Annotated in this window: 17 protein-coding genes and 1 pseudogene; 16 read left to right on the top strand and 2 right to left on the bottom strand. The window is 61.1% G+C overall.

Going from position 1 to position 19725, the window contains the following annotated elements; genetic code table 11:
• Positions 1-386: 386 nt before the first annotated feature.
• The 6 genes from recA (at position 387) to dapF (ending at position 7435) form a co-directional block, all read left to right on the top strand.
• On the top strand, positions 387-1439 hold the full coding sequence (gene recA / locus AS189_RS15050; protein WP_062290642.1) for a recombinase RecA: 1053 nt from the start codon (positions 387-389) through the stop codon (positions 1437-1439).
• A gap of 7 nt (positions 1440-1446) precedes the next feature.
• Positions 1447-1974 carry a regulatory protein RecX gene (locus AS189_RS15045; RefSeq protein ID WP_062290639.1) on the top strand — a complete coding sequence of 176 codons (528 nt, stop codon included), beginning with the start codon at positions 1447-1449 and terminating at the stop codon, positions 1972-1974.
• 78 nt (positions 1975-2052) lie between these two features.
• The gene (locus AS189_RS20410; RefSeq protein WP_062290637.1) at positions 2053-3414 is read left to right on the top strand and encodes a coiled-coil domain-containing protein; all 1362 of its coding nucleotides are present in this window, start codon (positions 2053-2055) and stop codon (positions 3412-3414) included.
• Positions 3415-3880: 466 nt separating this feature from the next.
• On the top strand, positions 3881-5458 hold the full coding sequence (miaB, locus tag AS189_RS15035; RefSeq protein WP_424581591.1) for a tRNA (N6-isopentenyl adenosine(37)-C2)-methylthiotransferase MiaB: 1578 nt from the start codon (positions 3881-3883) through the stop codon (positions 5456-5458).
• On the top strand, positions 5455-6408 hold the full coding sequence (gene miaA / locus AS189_RS15030) for a tRNA (adenosine(37)-N6)-dimethylallyltransferase MiaA (RefSeq protein WP_237759877.1): 954 nt from the start codon (positions 5455-5457) through the stop codon (positions 6406-6408). Before miaB ends, miaA begins: the two co-directional genes overlap by 4 nt.
• 94 nt (positions 6409-6502) lie before the next feature.
• Positions 6503-7435 carry a diaminopimelate epimerase gene (gene dapF / locus AS189_RS15025; protein WP_062290631.1) on the top strand — a complete coding sequence of 311 codons (933 nt, stop codon included), beginning with the start codon at positions 6503-6505 and terminating at the stop codon, positions 7433-7435.
• A gap of 58 nt (positions 7436-7493) precedes the next feature.
• On the opposite strand, the pseudogene AS189_RS15020 reads toward dapF, so the two are convergent.
• Positions 7494-8131: pseudogene (locus AS189_RS15020) on the bottom strand (class I SAM-dependent methyltransferase).
• 157 nt (positions 8132-8288) lie between these two features.
• On the opposite strand from AS189_RS15020, the gene hflX reads away from it, so the two are divergent.
• Complete coding sequence (gene hflX, locus AS189_RS15015; RefSeq protein WP_082634340.1) at positions 8289-9950, top strand: GTPase HflX; 1662 nt, start codon at positions 8289-8291, stop codon at positions 9948-9950.
• Positions 9943-11970 carry an ATP-dependent DNA helicase gene (locus AS189_RS15010; protein ID WP_062290629.1) on the top strand — a complete coding sequence of 676 codons (2028 nt, stop codon included), beginning with the start codon at positions 9943-9945 and terminating at the stop codon, positions 11968-11970. The genes hflX and AS189_RS15010 overlap by 8 nt, the downstream gene beginning before the upstream one ends.
• Before the next feature lie 96 nt (positions 11971-12066).
• Here the strand turns inward: AS189_RS15010 and lexA are convergent, their stop codons facing one another.
• Positions 12067-12810, bottom strand: coding sequence for a transcriptional repressor LexA (lexA, locus tag AS189_RS15005; protein WP_062290626.1), 744 nt, complete (start codon positions 12808-12810; stop codon positions 12067-12069).
• Between the two features lie 280 nt (positions 12811-13090).
• On the opposite strand from lexA, the gene AS189_RS15000 reads away from it, so the two are divergent.
• The 8 genes from AS189_RS15000 to AS189_RS14970 all read left to right on the top strand — a co-directional run bounded on the left by AS189_RS15000 (position 13091) and on the right by AS189_RS14970 (position 19596).
• On the top strand, positions 13091-13555 hold the full coding sequence (locus AS189_RS15000) for a LysM peptidoglycan-binding domain-containing protein (RefSeq protein ID WP_237759876.1): 465 nt from the start codon (positions 13091-13093) through the stop codon (positions 13553-13555).
• Positions 13556-13632: 77 nt separating this feature from the next.
• Positions 13633-14730, top strand: coding sequence for a histidinol-phosphate transaminase (locus AS189_RS14995; RefSeq protein ID WP_062290623.1), 1098 nt, complete (start codon positions 13633-13635; stop codon positions 14728-14730).
• A 274-nt stretch (positions 14731-15004) separates the two neighbouring features.
• Positions 15005-15631, top strand: a complete 627-nt coding sequence (gene hisB, locus AS189_RS14990) for an imidazoleglycerol-phosphate dehydratase HisB (protein WP_062290619.1) — start codon at positions 15005-15007, stop codon at positions 15629-15631.
• 8 nt (positions 15632-15639) lie between these two features.
• Positions 15640-16323, top strand: coding sequence for an imidazole glycerol phosphate synthase subunit HisH (hisH, locus tag AS189_RS14985; RefSeq protein ID WP_237759875.1), 684 nt, complete (start codon positions 15640-15642; stop codon positions 16321-16323).
• Positions 16323-16472: a hypothetical protein gene (locus tag AS189_RS20405; RefSeq protein ID WP_193393488.1), complete on the top strand. Its 150-nt coding sequence runs from the start codon at positions 16323-16325 to the stop codon at positions 16470-16472. Before hisH ends, AS189_RS20405 begins: the two co-directional genes overlap by 1 nt.
• A 113-nt stretch (positions 16473-16585) precedes the next feature.
• Positions 16586-17320 carry a bifunctional 1-(5-phosphoribosyl)-5-((5-phosphoribosylamino)methylideneamino)imidazole-4-carboxamide isomerase/phosphoribosylanthranilate isomerase PriA gene (gene priA, locus AS189_RS14980; RefSeq protein ID WP_062290612.1) on the top strand — a complete coding sequence of 245 codons (735 nt, stop codon included), beginning with the start codon at positions 16586-16588 and terminating at the stop codon, positions 17318-17320.
• A 3-nt stretch (positions 17321-17323) separates the two neighbouring features.
• Positions 17324-18211: an SseB family protein gene (locus AS189_RS14975; protein ID WP_062290609.1), complete on the top strand. Its 888-nt coding sequence runs from the start codon at positions 17324-17326 to the stop codon at positions 18209-18211.
• Between the two features lie 32 nt (positions 18212-18243).
• The gene (locus AS189_RS14970; protein WP_237759874.1) at positions 18244-19596 is read left to right on the top strand and encodes an MFS transporter; all 1353 of its coding nucleotides are present in this window, start codon (positions 18244-18246) and stop codon (positions 19594-19596) included.
• Positions 19597-19725 lie beyond the last annotated feature (129 nt).

Below are 19725 nucleotides of genomic sequence, written 5' to 3'. Positions count from 1 at the left end.
CACGCATCTGAGCTGTAGCCTTCGAATCGGCTGTTCTAACTTCGACGACACGCCGTGAAATGTTCGAATACTTATTCGACATTCCCTATACTGGCTTGAGTGCCGAGCTGTGGAGGAATGAAAAGTTCTCCACAATTTAGGGTCTAACGCCTCGGCGGTGGCAGACAATGTCAGACCCTTGAACTAGCGTTTTAGCTACGAAGACGAACCAGCGGGTTCGCTTTAGCTCGCAAGAAGCTGGGAAACCGGTGACCAAGACAAAGTGCTGGGGCACTTCAGTACAGCATTTCAGTAAGCACTGACCGCATTAACCACAGACCGTGGATCGCGCCCATCGCGCACTTCATGGGGCCGGAAACGGCGCAAAGGAAAGACCGAGGTGAATCATGGCCGCTCCCGCAGACCGTGACAAAGCGCTGGCAGCAGCATTGGCCCAAATTGACAAGCAATTTGGCAAGGGCTCAGTCATGCGCTTGGGTGATGATGTTCGGGCACCCATTGAAGTGATCCCTACCGGATCCATCGCCTTGGACGTGGCTCTGGGCATAGGCGGCCTGCCCCGCGGGCGTGTCGTTGAAATCTATGGGCCTGAATCATCAGGTAAGACAACACTGGCTCTGCACGCCGTGGCCAGTGCCCAGAAGCTTGGCGGGCTCGCAGCCTTCATCGATGCTGAGCACGCTCTTGACCCGGAGTACGCAGCAAAGCTCGGTGTTGACACCGATGCGCTGCTCGTTTCCCAGCCGGATACCGGTGAGCAGGCCCTGGAGATCATGGATATGCTCATTGGTTCCGGATCGCTGGATGTCATTGTCATTGACTCCGTCGCCGCGCTGGTGCCGCGCGCGGAAATTGAAGGTGACATGGGTGACAGTCACGTTGGTCTCCAGGCCAGGCTCATGAGCCAGGCTCTGCGTAAGATCACCGGACGCCTGAGCCAGACCAAGACCACCGCCATTTTCATCAACCAGTTGCGTGAAAAGATCGGTGTGTTCTTCGGCAGTCCGGAAACCACCACGGGTGGAAAGGCCCTGAAGTTCTACGCGTCCGTCCGCTTGGACATCCGCCGAATCCAGACCTTGAAGGAAGGCGCGGATGCAGTCGGTAACCGGACCAAGGTTAAGGTTGTCAAGAACAAGATGGCCCCGCCCTTCAAGATCGCAGAGTTCGACATCATTTATGGTGTGGGCATTTCGCGTGAAGGCGGCATCATCGACATGGGTGTGGAGCACGGCATTGTCCGCAAATCCGGATCCTGGTACACCTATGAAGGCGATCAGCTGGGCCAGGGCATGGAGAATTCTCGCCGCTTCCTCAAGGACAACCCCGAGCTGACCGATGAGCTGGAGCGGTTGATCAAGGCCAAGTTGGGCGTCGGCGTCATCGCTGAGGCTCCGGCTGAAGCTGCTCCCAAGCTCAAGGCTGTGGACGGCTTCTAGGGCGCCCATGAATACCGCACGTCGAGGGCAGGATCTGGACCCTGACGCCAACCCGGCGTCAGTGGCCAGAGCCATCGTGCTACGCCAATTGACGCACTCTCCCAAGAGTCGCTTTCAGCTCCGTCAAAAGCTGGCCGAACATAACATTCCCGAGGATGTTGCCGAGGCAGTACTGGACCGCTTCGAGGTGGTCAAGCTCATTGACGACGCCGAATTCGCTCAGGAGTGGGTCCGCTGTCGGTCACTGTACAAATCGCTGGCCCGCGGTGCGTTGCGTCGGGAACTAGCCGAGAAAGGCATTGCCGAAGACCTCATTGAAGATGCCTTGGCTCAGGTTGATGACGCTACGGAGCGGGACCAGGCCCGAGATCTTGTCTTGCGTAAGGTCCGTCCGTCCATGAACCTAGGGGACCGGTCAGAACGCGATAAGTACACTCGCCGGTGGATAGCCATGCTGGCCAGGAAAGGCTTCAACCCGTCCTTGGCGTTTGGGATCGTTGGCGACGTGATCGACGAAAGTCTCATGGAAGACTGATCCGAAAATCCAATGGAAGACGGTGTTCCGATGCCCTTTTCTGCATGAAGGCCGCAGTAGCCGCTAAGCTGACGGCATATGCGCACTCAACTTCCGCCCCTGAGTAGATTCCTTGCCGGCACCATGACGGCAGGGATTTTCCTCGTCTGTGGCATGAGCGCCGGGCCGGCACTGGCCCAGGATGCGCCGCCGTCGGGCTTCCCAACATGGGCGGAAGTCCAAGCTGCCAAGGGCAACGCCAGTGCCACCGCCGCCGCAGTGTCCAAGATTGGACAACTGCTGGACTCCTTGGAAAGTGAAGCGGGCACCGTGGGCACTGCTGCCGTACAGGCCGGTGCCACCTATGCACTGACGGAACGCAAACTCGATGCCGCCGCGGCAGAGGTGAGTGTGTTGAATGAGCAGGTCAACCGTGCAGCTGATCAGGCCGCCAAGAACAAAAAGGATGCCGTCGCCGTCGCCGTGCAGAGCTACAAAAACGGCGGCACCGATTTCGGCCTTTTTGCAACCGTGGCCGCACTGGATACGCCAGAAAGCCTCAACGGGGTAGAACTGCTGCAGCAGGTGGGGGAGCAGGCAGCCCTCAAGCAGGCCAAGGCTACGCAATCGCTAAAAGCTGCAGACGCACTGGAGCAAACGCGCCAGGCCGCGCAGGCTGCCCAAGCACAACTGACCTCCGAAGCACTTTCGGACAGGGACGCTGCCGTGGCGGCTCAGACGGCCGTGGTGACGGCGCTTGACGCCAAGAAGGAACAGAGCGCCACGCTCACCGCACAGCTAGCCACCCTCAACAACACCTCCGCAGCCAAGGAAGCACAGTATAGGCAGGGCCAAGACGCGCTGGCAGCTTACAACGAGGCACAGGAAGCCAAGCGCCGTGCCGCCGAAGTTGCGCGCCTTGCCGAAGCCAAGCGCCAAGCCGAGGAGCAAGCTGCAGCCCAGGAACAGGCTCAACAACAAAAGCCTGCTCTTCCCAACCCGGCACCCAATCCGGCTAACCCAAATCCGGCTAACCCAAATCCGGCGCCTGCCCCGGTGCCGGAGCCTGTCACTCCGCCCGCGCAACCAGCCCCTGGAGGAGGTTTCATTCCTGTGGAGGTGCTGCTGCCCAACATCCCCGGCGGTGCGGTCAATGACCCCGCGGGCGCCAGAGCTTACGCATCCTCTCAAATGGCTGCCAATGGCTGGGCGCAGGGCGAGTTTCAGTGTTTGAACCAGTTGTGGGATCGTGAATCCAGCTGGCTGACTAACGCCACCAATCCCTCCAGCGGGGCCTACGGAATCGCCCAGTCGCTGCCTCCGGGCAAGTATGCATCCGCCGGATCAGACTGGCTGACCAATTACCGTACTCAAATTAATTGGGGTCTGGGCTACATCAAGAACCGATACGGATCGCCGTGCGGTGCGTGGAACCACTCACAGAGCGTGGGCTGGTACTAGTCCCCACGCCCTCCCAAAGCTCGTGCCTCGCTTCGGGTCCCTCGGGCGCGTGGGCCCAATCGGTGGTTGGCGGGCGTGGGCCCACCCACGCCCTCCCAAAGCTCGTGCCTCGCTTCGGGTCCCTCGGGCGCGTGGGCCCAATCGGTAACTTGGCATTCGCTGGCGCGATTTCCCGGGAACCTGGCGAGCGTGGGCCCATCCACGCCCTCCCAAAATGCAGCCGCTGGCGCGTCTGCATTTTGGCGCCCTCGGGCGCGTGGGCCCAATCGGTAACTTGGCATTCGCTGGCGCGATTTCCCGGAACCTGGCGAGCGTGGGCCAATCGAGCTTTGGGCCTTATTGCCTCCCAAAGCTCGTGCCTCGTTTCGGGTCCAGAGGTGCGTGGGCCCGGGCCCAACTCCCTCCCGCCAACCGGACCGTTTAGCCGATCCATGACCGTTGGTCTTAAGCTTGATGGGTGAGCCTGATCCCAGACATCGTTGATTTTTCCGCGAGCCCAGCCAGCCCAGTAAGCCCCAGCAGCCATCCCCGCACCTATCAGGTGCGCACGTATGGCTGCCAGATGAACGTCCATGACTCGGAGCGCATGGCCGGACTTCTGCAGTCCGCTGGCATGGTGGCCGTCGAAGATGCTGGCCCCGCCCGGATTGTGGACGCAAATGGGGACGCCGTCCCGGACGTTGTTGTTTTCAACACCTGTGCTGTTCGTGAGAACGCGGACAACAAGCTCTACGGCAACCTCGGAATGCTCGCACACATCAAGGAAACCAACCCCGGCATGCAGATTGCCGTGGGCGGCTGCTTGGCCCAAAAAGACCGTGACACCATTCAAAAACGCGCTCCCTGGGTGGATGTGGTTTTTGGTACCCACAATGTGGGAGCCCTTCCTGTCCTGCTGGAGCGCGCCCGCCACAACGCCGACGCCCAGATGGAAATTCTGGAGTCTTTGGAAGTCTTCCCCTCCACGCTCCCCACGAAGCGCGATTCGGTGTACTCCGGATGGGTCAGTATCTCCGTGGGCTGCAACAACACCTGCACCTTCTGCATTGTGCCGTCGCTGCGCGGCAAGGAACGTGACCGCCGTCCCGGTGAAATCTTGGCTGAAATCCAGGCCTTGGTGGACGACGGCGTCATCGAGATTACGCTGCTGGGACAAAACGTCAACTCCTACGGCGTGGAATTTGGCGACAGGCTGGCCTTCGGCAAGCTTCTGCGCGCTTGCGGGGAGATCAAGGGCCTGGAACGGCTCCGCTTCACCAGCCCGCACCCGGCCGCGTTCACCGACGATGTCATTGACGCCATGGCCGCTACCCCGAATGTCATGCCACAGCTTCACATGCCACTGCAGTCCGGCTCGGACAAAGTCCTCAAGGACATGCGCCGTTCCTACCGCTCGGCCAAGTTCCTGGGCATTCTCGACAAGGTGCGCCAGCAAATCCCCGGCGCATCGTTCTCCACTGACATCATTGTTGGTTTCCCGGGCGAGACCGAGGAAGATTTCCAGGCCACGCTCGACGTCGTTGAAAAGTCCCGCTTTGCCACCGCTTTCACCTACCAATACTCCAAGCGCCCCGGCACACCTGCTGCGGACTTGCCCGATCAGTTGCCCAAGGAAGTGGTTCAGGAACGCTTCTTGCGCCTGACCGCCCTCCAAGACAGGATTTGCGCGGAAGAAAACGCCCTGCAAATTGGTGCCAGGGTCGAGGTTATGGTGACCGCCGCCTCTGGCCGTAAGGCCGCCGAAACGAACCGCCTCTCCGGGCGCGCCCGCGATCAGCGGCTGGTCCATTTCAGTGTTCCGGAGGGAGCCCAGGCCCCTCGCCCCGGCGATCTGGTCACCGTGACCATCACCGACTCCGCTGCCTTCCACCTCGTGGCGGACCCTGACCTGGCCGACTACCAGCTCCGCCGCTCCCGCGCGGGCGATGCCTGGGACCTGGCCCAGGCAGACTCCTGTGGCGTGCCCGCTGCCCTGGGAACCTCCGACGGCGTTCGGCCGGCAGTCAGTCTGGGCATGCCGACGCTTCCGGTTCGGTCAGCGTGACCCAGAAGCTGGGCAACCCCGCAGGTGATGGGGCTGCCCTCCTGCCCTTGGTGGCCATCGTTGGCCCCACGGGATCGGGAAAATCGGAATTGGCACTGACCCTAGCGGAGCGCTTCAACGGTGAGGCCATCAACGCTGATTCGATGCAGTTCTATCGGGGCATGGACATTGGTACGGCCAAGCTCCCGCTCGCGCAGAGACGCGGGGTAGAACATCACCTGATGGACTTCCTCAGCGTCAAGGAAGACACCACGGTGGCTGCCTTCCAGCAGTTGGCACGGGACGCCATTGCGGACATCCGTTCCCGTGGCAAGCTGCCCATCCTGGTGGGCGGTTCAGGACTCTACAACCGGGCAGCCATTGACGTCTTGGAGTTCCCCGGCACTGACCCGGACCTCAGGGCCGCCCTGGAACGCGAACTGGAGCAGGACGGCCTCGCCGTGCTCCTGCAGCGTCTCCATGAGGTAGACCCCGTCTCCGCTGCCCGGATCAATGACGGCAAGCGTGTGGTCCGAGCCCTTGAAGTCCATGCGCTCACGGGGCGCCCCTTCAGTTCCTTCATGCCGGAACGAAAGTATGTAAGCCCCACCGTGCAGATCGGACTCAACGGTGATCGTGCCCAATTGCACAAGCGGCTGGAAGCTCGCGTTCGCACCATGGTGAATGCGGGCTTGCTCGATGAAGTTCAAGCTCTCATCCCTGAGGGACTGCGGGAGGGGCGCACCGCCCACAAGGCACTGGGCTACCAGCAGTTCCTGCGGGTCCTGGACGGCGAGTCAACCGTGGAACGAGCCATTGAGGAGACCATTGTGGCTACCCGCCAGTTTGCTCGCCGCCAGCTCACCTGGTTCCGGGCTGACCCGCGCGTCCAATGGCTTGACTGGTCCCAAAAAGACCTTGGTGAGGCGGCAGCGGCACATGTCAAGGCCGCCAGCCAGCCTGGAGCCTAAGGGAACCACGGACCCGAGGCGTCACAGCATAGGTGAGCCGCGCTCAGAAGCTTCCGATGACGGCGTCGTGCGTGAGGTGCTTTAGTCTTAATCCATGACTACGCTTTCAACGTCCCTGACAGGCATGCGCTTTGGAAAAGGCCACGGCACCGGCAACGACTTTGTGCTGGTGGCCGATCCTCAGGGTGAACGCGAACTGACCCCGGAACAGGTTGCCCGGCTGTGCGATCGACGCCGCGGACTTGGTGCCGACGGCCTGATCAGGGCCGTAAAGTCCCGGCACATTCCTGAGGGTACGGCGCTGCTGGAGGCAAATCCGGATGCCGAATGGTTCATGGATTACTTCAACGGCGACGGCTCCATCTCGGAGATGTGCGGCAACGGCGTGCGTGTTTTCGTCCACTTTCTGGTGACGCAGGGGCTCGTGGAGTTGGGTGCCGGCGAAGAGCTGGTCATCGGCACTCGAGCCGGCGTCAAGGTGGTGGCGCGCACCCCCGAGGGCTACCGGGTGGACATGGGCCCGTGGGCCTTCATCCACCCCGAGGAGGCCCCGAGCGGCAGCGATTCGCTCGTGGAAGCGTCCGGGATCGAGGTGAGCCGCCCCGCGCTGTCCATCAGCATGGGCAACCCGCACACCGTGGTGGCGCTGGCCGATCTGGCCGAACTGGCCCTCGCCAACCTCACCGTGGCCCCAACCGTCACCCCGGAGCCCCCGTACGGGACCAATGTTGAGTTTGCGGTGCCCGCCGAACCTTTGGTGATGGACGACGTCGGACACATCAGCATGCGCGTCCACGAGCGTGGCGTGGGGGAGACTCTTTCCTGCGGGACAGGCGCCTGTGCCGCCGCTGCCGCGACCCGCTTCTGGGCAGGTAGTGCGGCCCCGGATAACTGGGCTGTGGCCATTCCCGGCGGAGTGGTGGGCGTGCGTTTCTTCATGGGCCCCAGCGGTCGCGAGCACGTGGAACTGAGTGGGCCCGCCGTCATGGTGGCTGAAGGTGTTCTTGCCGACGGGCTCGGTGCCTAGACCCCTGCTAAGTCACTGGCGATGACCGCTCAGCGCCGAGAACTTCGGGGGCGAGAAATCAGGGTTTGGTGCGGGTGACCTTCAGAATCCGGAAGGCCTTGTTCGTGGAATCTCGGGCTACTGTAAAGCCAGCCTCGGGGAACTGCTCGGTGAGTTCTGCACTCAGCCAGCGCTGGAGCGAATCCGAGCCGAGGTTCTTTTGCACCACGAGGTAGGCCGCGCCGTTGTGGGCCAGGCGGGGCAGCCACATGAGCAGGATTGAGTGCAGCTCGGCCTTGCCCACGCGGATGGGTGGGTTGGACCAGATGGTGTTGAAACGCAGATCCTCAGCAACGGCCTCGGGAGTTGACGCTTTGACGTTGTCCAGACCCAGCGCCTTGGCGTTGTCCTGGGTCAGCTCGATGGAGCGCTCGTTGACGTCCACGGCGTACACCGTTGATGCGGGGGAGCGCAGCGCCAGCGTCAAGGCAATCGGCCCCAGCCGCAGCCAATATCCAAGAGGTTCCCCGTGGCGGCCGGCGGCGGCGCTTCGTTGAGCAAGATAATGGTGCCTTTGTCCACGCCATCGGGGCTGAAAATGCCCCCGGCCGTGTGAAGATTGCGCTCCTCGCCGGCCAAAACTACGCGAAGTGGCCGGCGTTTCATCGGAGTTGACGGTTGTGAACTGAAATAGTGATCTGCACCCTGAGTACCCATAGTCATGCCAGATTAGTGCCCCAGGGAGGCTTTGTGTATCTAGGCACGCCTAAGCGGAACACATGCGCACGTGTGATTATCCACAGAAAAGGGTGGGTGAAGGTGTGAGTGTCGGTGGGGCGGACTACGATTGAAGGTAAACGCCTATAAGGAGAATATGTCCAACGCATCTGCACACAATGGTTCCGAGAGTAATGAGCTGCCCCTGGACGGGGAAAACACGGCACCCTCACAGGGCCAGAGCTCAGGGGAAGAATCTCTCTCGGTTGCGGAAATCGAAGCCGTGATTGACCGCATCTTGGCCAAAGACGCGGCCTCTTCCCGTGCCGTGCGTGAAGACGAGGAGCTCGACGCGCAAGACCCATTCTCAGGTGAGCCCGCAACCCGTCCGTTGCAGGGCCGTGCTCAGGCTGTCTCTACTCTGAATTTCCAGCACAGCATCTTTGATGGCGATCAAAGTGAGCTGGCAGACCGCAACGCATTGCGCCGTCGGGCGAGCCTGTCCACCGAGCTCGAGGACGTCACAGAGGTCGAATACCGCCAGCTTCGACTCGAACGCGTTGTTTTGGCGGGCCTGTGGTCCGGCGGAACCATGGCCGATGCCGAGAACTCACTGCGTGAATTGGCGGCCTTGGCCGAAACAGCAGGCTCGGAAGTCTTGGACGGATTGGTCCAGCGCAGGGCCAAGCCCGATCCGGCAACCTACTTGGGCCAGGGTAAGGCGCAAGAACTCAAGGAAATGGTGCACGCCACTGGCGCTGACACCGTGATTATTGACGGTGATCTGGCCCCGTCCCAGCGCCGCACGCTAGAAGAAGTGGTCAAGGTCAAGGTCATTGACCGCACCGCGTTGATCCTGGATATTTTTGCCCAACACGCCCAGTCCCGCGAAGGCCGGGCTCAGGTTGAATTGGCACAGATGGAATACTTGTTGCCGCGTCTGCGTGGCTGGGGTGATTCCATGTCCCGTCAGGCCGGTGGCCGAGTGGGTGCTGCCGGTGGCGGAATTGGCTCCCGTGGTCCCGGTGAAACCAAGATGGAACTGGATCGCCGCAAGATTCGAACCCGCATGGCGAAGCTGCGTCGTGAGATCGCAGCCATGGCCCCTGCTCGGGAAACCAAACGAGCCAACCGTAAGCGCAACAGTGTGCCATCGGTGGCCATTGCCGGCTACACCAACGCCGGTAAGTCCTCGCTGCTGAACCGTTTGACGGACGCTGGCGTACTGGTGGAAAACGCACTGTTCGCAACGCTGGATCCCACGGTTCGCAAGACGGAGACCGCAGACGGCCTGGGGTACACCTTGGTGGACACTGTTGGTTTTGTGCGCGCCCTTCCCACTCAGTTGGTGGAGGCTTTCCGCTCCACTCTGGAAGAAGTGGCCGACGCTGACTTGATTCTGCACATTGTGGATGCCTCCCACCCTGACCCCGAAGGTCAGATCTCCGCCGTGCGCACCGTCTTTGCCGAAGTCGGGGCCTTGCAGATCCCGGAAATCATCATCCTGAACAAGGTTGATATTGCTGATCCGTTTGTGGTTGAGCGTCTGCGTCAGCGTGAATCTCGCTCCGTGGTGGTTTCGGCCAGGACAGGACAGGGCATTGAGGAGCTGCTGGAGCAGATCAGCGAAGGCATCCCGCACCCCAGCGTCTTGCTGACCCTGTTGGTCCCTTATGACCGCGGCGATGTACTGAACAGATTGCACCGCAGTGATGCTGAGATCGTCAGCCTAGAACATGGCGAGCACGGCACCTTGGTCCATGCTCGTGTCAAGGAAGATTTGGCTGCAGAGGTTGAACCGTTTGTCCAGCATGCCTGATAGTGAGCTGTCTCAGCAGGCTCTGGAACTTTTGGACCGGGCCGTTGAGTCCATGGGTGGTCAACGCCGCGACGGTCAGCATGAAATGGTCCGCCGGGTGGTCGCCGCCATTGAGAGCGGAGACCACCTGTTGGTTCAGGCCGGCACGGGCACTGGAAAGTCCCTTGCTTACCTAATTCCGCTGATTGTCAATTCCCTGACCAGTGAAAAGCCGGCCGTGATTGCCACGGCCACGCTGGCCTTGCAGGCCCAGATTGTTGGCCGCGACGTGCCCCGGCTGTTGGCTGCCCTGAAACCGGTTTTGCCGCGTCCTATCGACGTGGCCTTGGTTAAGGGCCGCAGTAACTATGTGTGCCAGCAGAAACTGGCGGGCGGGTTCCCTTCAGAAGACACGGGGGAAGGTGCGCTGTTCACGTTGGGCGAGGACAGCAGCGTGGCGCACCTCCCGGGAGCCACCTCGGGCCCAACATCTCAGTTGGGCAAGGAAGTGGTGCGCCTGCGCGAATGGGCGCAGGAAACCGACACAGGCGACCGTGATGAGCTGGTTCCTGGCGTCACGGATAAGGCCTGGCGGCAGGTCTCAGTCTCCTCTATGGAGTGCCTGGGTGCACAGAAGTGCCCCATGGCCACCGAATGCTTCTCGGAGCTGGCTCGCGCCCGTGGAGCCCAGGCCGACATTGTGGTTACCAACCACGCCATGCTGGCCATCAGCGCCTTTGAAGGCATTGCGGTGCTTCCCGAGTATGACGTGGTGGTGGTTGATGAAGCTCACGAGCTTCAAGACCGCGTGACGGGTGCAGTTACGGGGCAGCTTTCGGTGCAGATGGTGCAGGCCGCGGCAGCAAGCACGCGCAAGCACACGGCAGTTTCCGTCGACGCCTTGCACTCCAGCGCTGCGGCGTTGGACCTGGCTTTGGCCGGAATACCTGAGGGGTTGTTCCCCAATGGCCTGAATGAGATGCAGTCTCAGGCGGTGGAGCAACTGCGTGATGCTGTCCGGGCTGCCTTGTCTGACTCCAAACCCGAAGGCAACTCGGCAGCGGACGGCGGACGTTCAATTGCCCGCTCCAGGCTCAACCTAATCTTCGATTTGTGCGAACGATTCATGGTGGCCAATGACGCCCGGGAAGTAGTGTGGGCCTCGCGTCCGGGCTCGTTTGCACCAGGGAAGGGCTACCAGAAGGCCGACGAAAACGAACCGGCTGTCCTCAACATTGCTCCCCTGAGCGTGGCGATGAAACTGCGTGAAGGCTTGTTCGCCGATCGAACCGTGGTGCTCACGTCTGCCACACTCGCCATTGGCGAGTCCTTCCAAGCCACTGCCGGCGGGCTGGGGCTTTTGGGTCCCAGTGCGCCCAAGTGGACCGGAGCAGACGTCGGTTCACCGTTCGACTACCCCAAGCAGGGCATGCTCTATGTTGCCGCCCACCTGCAGAAGCCCGGCTTCGGGATGTCACCTGAACAGCTGGATGAACTCGAGGCGCTGATTAACGCAGCAGGCGGCGGAACCCTGGCCTTGTTCTCGTCGAGGCGTGCCGCAGAGGACGCCGCCGAGAAACTGCGCAAGAAGCTCAAGGTTAAGATCTTGTGCCAGGGTGATTCCTCCATGTCCGGGCTCATCAAGCAGTTCGCCGATGAACCGGACACCTGCCTCTTCGGCACCATGTCGCTTTGGCAGGGAGTCGATGTCCAGGGTGCGTCGTGCCGCCTAGTGGTCATTGACAGGATCCCGTTCCCGCGACCTGACGATCCGCTGGTCACAGCCCGCGCACGTGCCGTTGCGCAAAGCGGAGGCGACGGATTCATCGCCATCTCGGCAACCCATGCAGCCGTCCGGCTTGCCCAGGGTGTGGGCCGTTTGATCCGTTCCAGCCAAGACCGCGGCGTGGTGGCCGTGCTGGATTCCCGGTTGGCCAACGCCAGCTACGGTGGCTTCTTGCGAGCGGCCTTGCCACCCTTCTGGTCCACCAAAGACCGGAGCGTTGCCCTGGCCGCCTTGAAGCGCCTCTCCGGCAAGTAGCAGCACGAACTAAAGCACCCCTCCAGCTTATGAGCTGGAGGGGTGCTTTAGGGTTTCTTCCGTAGTTGCTCAAGGCGGCAGGCTACCGGTTACTGCTTAGAGACTACGGAGTACCGAGACGACCTTGCCCATGATGGTGGCATGGTCGCCCAGGATGGGTTCATAGCGCGTGTTCTGCGGCAACAGCCATGTGTGACCGTCACGCTGACGGAACGTCTTGACCGTGGCTTCATCCTCGAGCAGGGCGGCCACAATGTCGCCGTTGTTGGCGGTTGGCTGCTGGCGGATCACAACCCAATCGCCGTCGCAGATTGCGGCGTCAATCATGGAGTCACCTTGCACCTTGAGCATGAAGAGCTCACCGCTACCCACAATCTGGCGCGGCAACGGCATGATGTCATCCACTGATTGGTCAGCCAGAATTGGCCCGCCGGCTGCAATACGTCCCACGAGCGGCACATATGCCGTGTCCGAGGAGCTGCTCAGCTCGGCAAAGTTCAGGCCGTTGGAACTGCGCAAATTCTTCGGGGCACTGACACCCTCAATGGACACGGTGCCGCTGTCCAGCACCAACGGGATGAGCACTTCCATGGCCCGGGGCCGCTTGGGGTCGCGGCGCAGATAGCCGTGGCGTTCGAGTTGGGTCAGCTGGTGCGTGACGCTGGAGAGACTGGCCAAGCCCACGGAATCGCCAATTTCACGCATCGACGGCGGGTAGCCCTTGTCGGCGATGCATCGCTGGATGCATTCAAGAATCTTCTTTTGCCGCACCGTCAGCCCCTTCATGCCAGCTCGGCTGGGTGCTTGGGGAATGCGGTGCGGCGGGTCTGGAAGCGCCATGGTTCCGTCGGTCCTTTCGTGGCTGCCCTGAACAATGTCAGTGCCTGCTGGTGGACTGCATCAAGCGGCCAATCCTTAGTTCCTCAAGTTTAAGCCACTAAGAGGTGAATTTCAAACATTTGTTCTATTTGCTCTTGGCAAGCGTCGTCAATAGATGCTAAAACTGTACTAGAACAAATTAGAACATACGTTCTATCGAAGATGTTGAGTGTGGAATTTTTGATCCGATGGGTGCAGGTGGCCACGGGGTTCGGAATCCACTGTGAAAGGACCAGAAGTCATGAATGCAATGCTTGTATCCCACGCATCCTTTGGCGCTTCCACGGGCGCCACCATGTCCCCTTCCAAGGGCAGAGTGGCTCCCGCCGCAGTACTCGCGAGCAGGAAGGCTTCCGTCGGCAACTCGGCTGGAACGGGGCTCGCCCTGACCCGTAGGTGCCGCTTGTTGTTCTTTGGAATCCCCGCCATGGTCGCTGCGGCGCTGGTGCTGTTCCTAGCCCTGGCCGTCCTGACGGGATCCCTGGCCAGCCCCGCGCATGCTTCCGCCGAACAGCAGGCGGTGAGCATGGCTGACTATGCAGTGGCGGTGACGGTCCTGCAAGGCGACAGCCTGTGGAGCATCGCTGCTGCCGCAGACCCCACGCGGGATGTTCGCCACGTTGTCAGGGAGATCATTGCGCTGAACGATCTAGGCACAGGCGTTCTACAGGCCGGCCAGCGGCTCTACGTCCCCATCCCGAAGTAGCGTGCGCGCAGCGGATACGTGTCCGCATTGTGTCGCCGTTTCCAACTTTGACCCGGCTAGCAAATATGCTGGAGGGTATGGACCAGTTTGAACGCTTACGTCAGTTACCGCTTCGTGACGACTTGCGAGGCCAGCACCCCTACGGGGCGCCCCAGCTTGATGTTCCGATCCTGCTGAATGTCAATGAAAATACCTTCGGAGTTCCTGCCGACGCCAAGGAAGCAATCCTGGCAGCCGTGGCAGAACAACTTGACGGCCTCAACCGCTACCCTGACAGGGAATTCACCGTCCTGCGCCAAGAACTGGCCGCATATCTGGGTCATGGCTTGACGGAAGAAAACCTGTGGGCCGCCAATGGATCCAATGAAGTGCTCCAGCAACTGCTGCAGGCGTTCGGAGGACCGGGTCGCACCGTCATGGGATTCCCTCCCACCTACTCCATGTACCCCCTGCTCGCCAGCGGCACCGGAACCGGATACATCGCAGGAACCCGGGCGCCGGACTATAGCCTTTCTGCAGAATCTGCAGCCGAACAGGTCCGCCAGCAGGCCCCGAACATCGTCTTCTTGTGCTCACCCAACAACCCCACGGGCACCGCACTGGGTCTGGACGTTGTTGAAGCCGTTTATGCGGCCGGTGAGGCATCTCAAACCATCGTCATTGTTGACGAGGCCTACGCAGAATTCGCTCACACCGGAACCAATAGCGCACTGAGTCTGCTTGAAGGCCGCCCCCGTCTGGTGGTTTCACGCACCATGAGCAAGGCCTTTGCCTTGGCTGGTGCGCGGCTTGGGTATATGGCTGCCGCGCCGGAAGTAACCGACGCCCTGCGCCTGGTTCGTCTGCCCTACCACCTCTCCGCCATCACCCAGGCAACGGCCGTTGCTGCGCTTCGCAACTCCGTCTCGCTGCTGGCCAACGTGGAGCAGATCAAGGTCCAACGTGACCGGATCGTCAATGAGCTGACGGAACTGGGCTTCACCCCGGCCCCCTCCGATTCAAACTTTGTGTTCTTTGGTGGTGTGGAAAACCCGCACGCGTTGTGGGAGGCCTTATTAGCTGACGGAGTGCTCATCCGCGACATTGGCATCCCAGGGCACCTGCGCGTTACCGCCGGAACCGAAGTTGAGACCACGGCATTCCTCGATGGACTGCGCGCGTTCCTCGCCGCCTAACACTTCGCCAACCAGTCGCTGCCACCCTGAGTGGCCCGCCTCGAGCCACTCACCAGGTGGCTTTGTTGGCGAGACACCTCAGAGGCTGGTGAGATGCTCGCCTCAGGAGGAACCGCCGTCGAACGTCAGCTAAAAGTTCGCCGGCAGGGGACTGGTTGGGCATAAGCAACGCTTCCCTCCTAAACTGGTACTACTACACCCGATACGTTCGCGCGTCCCTCCCTGCCCGGTCACTGCCGGTTGAGAGGGCGCACCCCAACAAAGGACTGCCGCAATGACTGAGAACAGCTCGAATCCCGGCCAGGGACGCACCGCCCGTCTGGAGCGTGCCACGAGCGAGTCAAGCGTAATGGTGGAGATCAATCTCGACGGAACCGGCGTGTCAAACATTGACACCTCCGTTCCTTTTTACGACCACATGCTCACGGCACTGTCCAAGCACTCCTTGATTGACATGAATATCAAGGCCACTGGCGATACCCACATCGACGCTCACCACACGGTGGAAGATGTGGCCATTTCCCTGGGTGAAGTCCTCAAGGAGGCCCTGGGTAACAAAGCCGGGATCCGCCGCTTCGGCGAAGCCACGGTACCGCTGGATGAAGCCCTGGCCAACGCCGTGGTTGATCTCTCCGGCCGCCCCTACCTGGTGCACGGTGGAGAGCCCGCCGGCCAGGAATACCACTTGATCGGTGGTCACTTCACCGGATCGCTCACGCGCCACGTGTTTGAAGCCATCACCTTGCATGCGCAGATCTGCCTGCATATGACTGTCATTGCTGGCCGGGATCCGCACCACATTGTTGAGGCGCAGTTCAAGGCTTTTGCCCGTGCACTGCGCTCGGCCGTTGAAGCCGATCCCCGCGTCACCGGTATTCCGTCCACGAAGGGACTTTTGTGAGCTCCGGCGTGTCAGAGACACACATCAGAGAGACAGACATCTTTGACAAGCCCACCGTCACGGTGCTGGACTACGGCTCGGGCAATATCCGCTCCGCTGTCCGTGCGCTAGAACGGGCCGGTGCAGTGGTGACACTCAGCGCCAAGCCAGAAGATGTTCTCAACGCCGACGGGTTGGTCGTGCCTGGCGTGGGCGCCTTCGCCTCCGTCATGGACGAACTCAAAGCCGTCGATGCGCTACGGATGATCGGCCGTCGTGTTGCTGGTGGTCGCGCAGTTCTGGGTATCTGCGTGGGCATGCAGATCCTCTTCGACGCCGGAGTGGAACACGGTACCCACCGCGAAGGCATGGGGGAGTGGCCCGGGACTGTGGAGCTGCTGCCTGCCCCAGTGGTTCCCCACATGGGCTGGAACACTGTCACAGCCGCGGAGGGCTCCATGCTCTTTGAAGGCGTGGAATCCGAGCGGTTCTACTTTGTGCACTCATATGGTGTCCAGAAGTGGGACTTTGAAGTGCTGCAGCCCAAAATGCGCCCACCCATGGTGACCTGGTCCGAGCACGGTGCACCGTTCATTGCGGCCGTGGAAAACGGCCCCTTGTGCGCCACGCAGTTCCATCCGGAAAAGTCCGGTGACGCCGGGGCGCGCATGCTGCGTAACTGGGTCAAGTCCCTGGCCAAGGTGGCTAGCTGATGTATTCGTTATTGTTGATGGCACTGGCTGGCCTGCTGATCGGTGGATGCTACACGTTCTACCAGCAGAAAGCTGCCCGCTGGATCCCCATCTGCTTTGCCGCACTGGCCGCCATGTCTCTCGTGGCTGCCTACATGCTCACGCTCTAGTTTCACATTCTTCTGGTTCCACGCTCTTCTCGATTCACGTAGTATCCCGCGGCCACTCCGCGGGGACTTGTCCCGTAGTTTCCACCCGCAGTACACATACCGTTGAGGACCCCATGACCACCCCCATTTTGGAATTGCTGCCCGCTGTCGACGTTGTGGACGGCCAGGCCGTGCGCCTGGTTCAGGGCGAGGCTGGCTCAGAAACCAGCTACGGCTCCCCGCTTGAAGCAGCCATGAAGTGGCAGAACGACGGCGCCGAGTGGGTTCACTTGGTTGACCTGGACGCAGCCTTTGGCCGCGGTACCAACGTGCACCTGCTGAGCGAAATGGTGCAGGCCTTGGATATCAAGGTTGAGCTCTCCGGTGGTCTGCGCGATGATGCAACCTTGGAAGCCGCCCTGGAACTGGGTGTGGGCCGCGTCAACCTCGGCACGGCTGCTCTGGAGAACCCGGAGTGGACCGCGAAAGTGATTGACCGCTTTGGTGACAAGATCGCCGTCGGACTCGATGTTCGTGGCACCACCTTGGCCGGCCGTGGCTGGACCAAGGAAGGTGGGGACATTTGGGAGGTCCTGGCTCGCCTTGAAGATGCTGGCTGCGCTCGGTACGTGGTTACCGACGTCACCAAGGACGGCACTTTGCGCGGGCCCAACGTGGAACTGCTTCGCGAAATGTGCACCCGCACCTCCAAGCCGGTGGTGGCCTCAGGCGGAATTTCCAGCCTCGAAGACCTGCGCGTCCTGCGCGAATTGGTTGGCGAAGGTGTTGAAGGGGCCATTGTTGGCAAGGCGCTGTACTCCGGCGCGTTCACGCTCCCGCAGGCCCTTGATGTTGCAGGCCGCCGCTAAATCATGACTGAGATGCCCAAGAAGGTGCTGCCCGGACATATTGCCGCCGCACTAGCTGGTGCTGGTGGTAGCACCGATTCTGCCGGGCAGCCGTGGGCCGGCCGTGACCTTCCTGCACAGGAAAAGTACCACAACTTTGACACCGACGACGGGGCTACAGACGCCGGGTTTGCCGCAGCCCTCCAAGCCCTTGCCGCTGGTGACGGCAGCGAAGCGGAGGTAGTTGCCTCACTGGCCACCGCCCGGGTGTTCATCCCGATTGTCGCTCAACTCGCAGAGCAGATAGTGGGCGAGAACGGCCTGGTCTCGGACAAAGAGTCAGATATGGCCTTGGTGACGCTGAATGGTCCCGATGGACGGCGTGCCCTGCCGGTCTTTACTAACGCAGAAGCACTCACCCGGTGGCATCCCGAGGCGCGCCCGGTGGCAGTGTATGCAGCCCGTGCAGCTTTGTCCGCGGTGGCCGAGGAGGCTGCGTTGCTGGTGTTAGATCCTGGCTCCGAACGTCCATTTGTGGTCCGCCGCCCCGCCATGTGGGCGCTGGCGCAGCAACAACAGTGGCAACCCAGCTATGGGGATGTAGCGGTTGAAAATGTCCTCCGCGACTCCGTGTCGGCCGTAGCTCACACAGCCGTGACGGATATTTCCGCCAGTGCCGGGCAGGGCATAGAATCCCTCTGGGGCACTAAGGGCGAACACTCGCAACGGGTGCAAGGCGGCGGAACCGGACCGGAACTGTGTGTCACCCTGACGTTATTGCCTGGGCTTGATCAGCAACAAGTGAATGACCTTTTGACCCGCCTGCAAGAATATTGGGCCAGCAACGAATATTTTGCTGCAGCAGTTGATTCCATCCAGATTCGTTTGCAGCTCCAGCACCCACAGACCTAAACCACACAGGAGCAGCGTCACGCTCTCTTGTGATGGATACCAAGAGAGAAGTAAACACCGTGAATTTTGCTGCCTACCGCGAAATCCTTGCGGTTGGATCCGTCCGCCGACTCCTGATCGTGGCCATGCTGGCACGTATTCCGCACGCTGCGGCAGGCGTGCTCTTGACTCTGCACGTGGTCAAGTCCATGGAGCTGGATTACGCAGCAGCGGGGTTGGTCGCCGCAGCAGTCACCATCGGTATCGCGATTGGTGCGCCGTGGCGTGGACGAATGGTGGACCGTTACGGCTTGCGCCGGGCCTTGATCCCCTCGGTTATTGCCGAAGTGACGGTGTGGGGCACCGCGCCGTTTTTGAACTTTCAGCTGCTCCTCGCGGCCGCGTTCATCGGGGGCCTGTTTGCCGTCCCCATCTTCTCCGTGGTGCGCCAGGCCCTGGGTGTCATGGTCCCGCCGGAACAACGCCGAACTGCCTACGCTCTGGATTCCATGGGTGGTGAACTGACATTCATGATCGGCCCGGCGGCCGGTGTCATGTTGGCCACCAACAATACCGTGCTAGGTCTGGTTGTCATTGGGGTGAGCGCGTCGCTGGCTGGCATTTTCTTGATGTGGTTCAATCCGCCCACTCGCACCGGTCACAAGGGATCCTACGTTTCCGTGGGCGGCGTGCTCGCGGAGCCATCTGACCCCGTAGAAGACCAACAAGCCCCAGATCTAACGGGGAAGAACATCATCGCCCGCTGGTGGGGGAGCACCCATCACAACCTGCGCTGGGTCAATATTGCCGTCTTGGCCATTCTGGCTACGTCACTGGGTGCCGGACTGGTGCTGACCGGAGTCAACGTTGGCATGGTCGCGTTGATGAACTTCAACGACAGCACCGGTGATCTTGGTATCGTCTTCCTCTTCTGGTGCGGCGCTTCCATTGTGGGCGGCGTCGTTTACGGTGCCCTAAAACGTTCCGTCAACCCGTTGTGGCTACTGGGTGCCATGGCCATCTTGATCATCCCCATGGGATTCGCCACCAACGCCTGGACCCTTGGATTGCTGTCCATTTTGCCCGGTCTGCTCTGCGCGCCAGTGCTGACATCAAGTGCTGAGCATATTGCTGATCTAGTCAGTGAAAAGCGTCGTGGCGAGGCCATGGGCTGGTACGGATCCTCCATGACTATTGGCAATGCCATGGGCGCACCGTTCGCCGGCGTCATGATTGACCGCATCGGTCCTTGGGCCGGCTTCGTCATTGTGGGTGCCATTTGTGCGGTACTGGCGATTCTTGGCCTGATCGTCATGGCAGTCTGGCGCCGACGTAATTCCACCGCAGTGCAATCTCAGCAACCGGACGATTTGGACGACCTTTTGGGTGAGCCGGACCCGGTGTAACGGCCCTTAACCACCTCGAACGGTGAGTAGTGAGCAATGTTACGTACAAACATTGCTCACTACTCACCGTTCGAGATCAGCGGATGGGCCCACGCTCGCGAGGGCCCCAACTTAAAGACGCGCCAGCGG

It is taken from the genome of Arthrobacter alpinus, from assembly GCF_001445575.1.
GTDB lineage: Bacteria > Actinomycetota > Actinomycetes > Actinomycetales > Micrococcaceae > Specibacter > Specibacter alpinus_C.
Note: the sequence above shows the minus strand (reverse complement) of the source record. Positions and strands in the feature narration are given on the sequence as shown.